The following is a 2,275-nucleotide window of genomic DNA, read 5'->3' on the forward strand; positions in this document are numbered from 1 at the left end:
GGACCGTGCGGCCGCGCACGCGGCCCTGGACGCCGCGGGCGCCAAGGAGCTCGCGGACCGCGAGGTGGGCACCCTGTCCGGCGGCGAGCGCCAGCGGGTGCACATGGCCCGGGCCCTGGCCCAGACACCGCGGCTGCTGCTGCTCGACGAACCGACCAACCACCTGGACATCGCGGCCCAGCTGCACGCCATGCGGGTGCTGCGGGACCTCGCGGCGGAGGGCGTGACCGTCGTCGCCGCCCTGCACGACCTGAACCTCGCCGCCGCGACCTGTGACCACCTGGTGCTGCTCGACCACGGCCGGGTGGTGGCGGCGGGGCCGGTCGGCGAGGTGCTCGTCCCCGAGGTGCTGGAACCGGTGTACGGCGTGCGGGTCGACGTGCTGCGCCACCCCCGGACGGGCCGGCCGGTGCTCTCCTTCGAGCGCGGCTGACGCCCGCCCGCGGGCGGATCCCCCTCCTGGGCTGACGGATGCGCCGACCTGTTCCATGATGGGAGCCATGGCCGCACCAGATTTCGTCGTCCAGGCAGCGAAGGTCCTCAACCCGTGGGTGCTCCGGGTGGTGGGCCGTGTCCCGCCGTGGGTGGTCCTGCACCACGTCGGCCGGCGGTCGGGCGCCGAGTACCGCACTCCTCTGGTCGCGTTCGCGGCCCGGCCGGACGAGCAGGTCCTGGCGGTGCTGCCGCTGCCGTGGGGCTCCGGCACCGACTGGGCCCGCAACACGATGAGCGCGGGCACGGTGCGGCTGACGCGCGCCGGGTCCGAGTTCGTGGTCAAGGACGTGCGGCTCGTGCCCGCGTACGAGGCCGTCGGCTGGCTCGCGACCGTGCCGTCCCGGCTGCTGTCGGCGGTCGGCGTCGAGGAGTGCCTGGTGGGGACGCTGCACAAGGGCTGATCCGCGGGTCGGCCGCGTGTCATCCGACACCCCGGCGCGGGAGTATGTTTCGCGTCGTGATCTTGCGCACAGCCACTCTGTCTGATGCCGCCGCGGTCGCCCAGGTGCACCACACCACCTGGGTCACGACCTACGGGGCGATCCTCCCGCCCGAGTTCTGGGTCACGGCCACGCTCGAGCGGCGCGTCACGACCTGGGAGCGCTGGCTCTCGAACGGCGCGGCACCCGTGGTCGCCGACGCCGACGGCGAGGTGGTCGGCATCGCGATGGCCGGCGACGCCGTCGAGCAGGAGGACGTCGCCCCTGTTCGCGCCCGGCAGCTCTACCTGCTGTACGTGCTCGCGGCATACCACGGGACCGGCGTCGGGCAGGCGCTGCTGGACGCCGTCGTGCCGCCCGGAACCCCCGCCCAGCTGTGGGTCGCCGAGGACAACCCGCGGGCGCGCCGCTTCTACGAGCGCAACGGGTTCGTCATGGAGGGCGCCAGGGTGGTCGACACGAGCACCGCTGACCTCGCGGAGGTCCGGATGGTCAGGTAGTCGGGTTACCGTTCCCCCCATGTCTGACTTCCACGTCCGCGCCTCGACCCCCGACGACGCCGTCGGCATCGCCGCCGTGCACTGGACCACCCGGCGCGCGATGTTCGAGGACCTGCTGCCGCCCGAGCACTGGAACACCGAGACCCTCGGCACCCGGACCGAGGGCTGGATGCGGATCCTGGCCGCCGGCAACAAGGCGCTCGTCGCCGAGGTGGGCGACAAGATCGTCGGCTTCGCGATGAAGAACCCGTCCGGCCCGCACCTCGGGCAGCCACCGGCCAAGTCGGTCGAGCTGCACGAACTGTACGTCGACCCGGCCTTCCACGGCACGAACGTGGGCCACGCGCTGCTGGAGAACATCCTGCCGCCCGGCACGTCGGCCCAGGTCTGGACGTTCGCGTCGAACCCGCGGGCGCGCAAGTTCCTGCAGCGCGCCGGTTTCCTGCCCGACGGCGTCACGGCCACCGACCCGGACACGGACCTGCTGGAGGTCCGGCTGGTCCGCTGAGGACTGCGGCGCGGCTTGGTCGGCAGTTCGTGGGTGGTCGGCAGTTCGTGGGTGGTCGGCAGTTCGTGGGTGGTCGGCAGAATGTCAGGTGGTCGGCAACTCGGAATGCCGACCACCGGACATTCTGCCGACCACCCAAAGTCGCAGCCGGCGCCCGCGCACGCGGCCACCCGGAATCAGCTCGATCAGCCGACCGGCGCGTGCCAGCATCGCGCCATGACCAGCGCTCACACGGTCGAGATCCTCGACGACCCGGCCGCCGTCCTCGACGTCGCCGGTGACCTGCTCGCCGCGGAACCCGTGGTCTGCAGCGTCGTCGCCACGGTGACCCA

Annotated in this window: 4 protein-coding genes; all 4 read left to right on the forward strand. The window is 72.7% G+C overall.

The window, feature by feature from the left end:
- The coding region (locus PROKR_RS13285; RefSeq protein WP_157602055.1) for an ABC transporter ATP-binding protein at positions 1–433 on the forward strand (433 nt) is incomplete at its 5' end.
- 67 nt (positions 434–500) lie between these two features.
- On the forward strand, positions 501–896 hold the full coding sequence (locus tag PROKR_RS13290) for a nitroreductase family deazaflavin-dependent oxidoreductase (protein ID WP_036963990.1): 396 nt from the start codon (positions 501–503) through the stop codon (positions 894–896).
- Positions 897–952: 56 nt separating this feature from the next.
- On the forward strand, positions 953–1,435 hold the full coding sequence (locus tag PROKR_RS13295; RefSeq protein WP_245605818.1) for a GNAT family N-acetyltransferase: 483 nt from the start codon (positions 953–955) through the stop codon (positions 1,433–1,435).
- 19 nt (positions 1,436–1,454) lie between these two features.
- A complete protein-coding gene (locus tag PROKR_RS13300) occupies positions 1,455–1,943 on the forward strand; it encodes a GNAT family N-acetyltransferase (RefSeq protein ID WP_036963994.1) in 489 nt (162 codons plus the stop codon).
- The last annotated feature ends 332 nt before the right edge of the window (positions 1,944–2,275 follow it).

Source organism: Promicromonospora kroppenstedtii DSM 19349, assembly GCF_000515355.1.
Lineage (GTDB): Bacteria > Actinomycetota > Actinomycetes > Actinomycetales > Cellulomonadaceae > Promicromonospora > Promicromonospora kroppenstedtii.

Bases quoted from the DNA above. Each gene is read 5' to 3' on its own strand.
- PROKR_RS13300 (WP_036963994.1), top strand. From the start codon at position 1,455: ATGTCTGACTTCCACGTCCGCGCCTCGACCCCCGACGACGCCGTCGGC.
- PROKR_RS13290 (WP_036963990.1), top strand. From the start codon at position 501: ATGGCCGCACCAGATTTCGTCGTCCAGGCAGCGAAGGTCCTCAACCCG.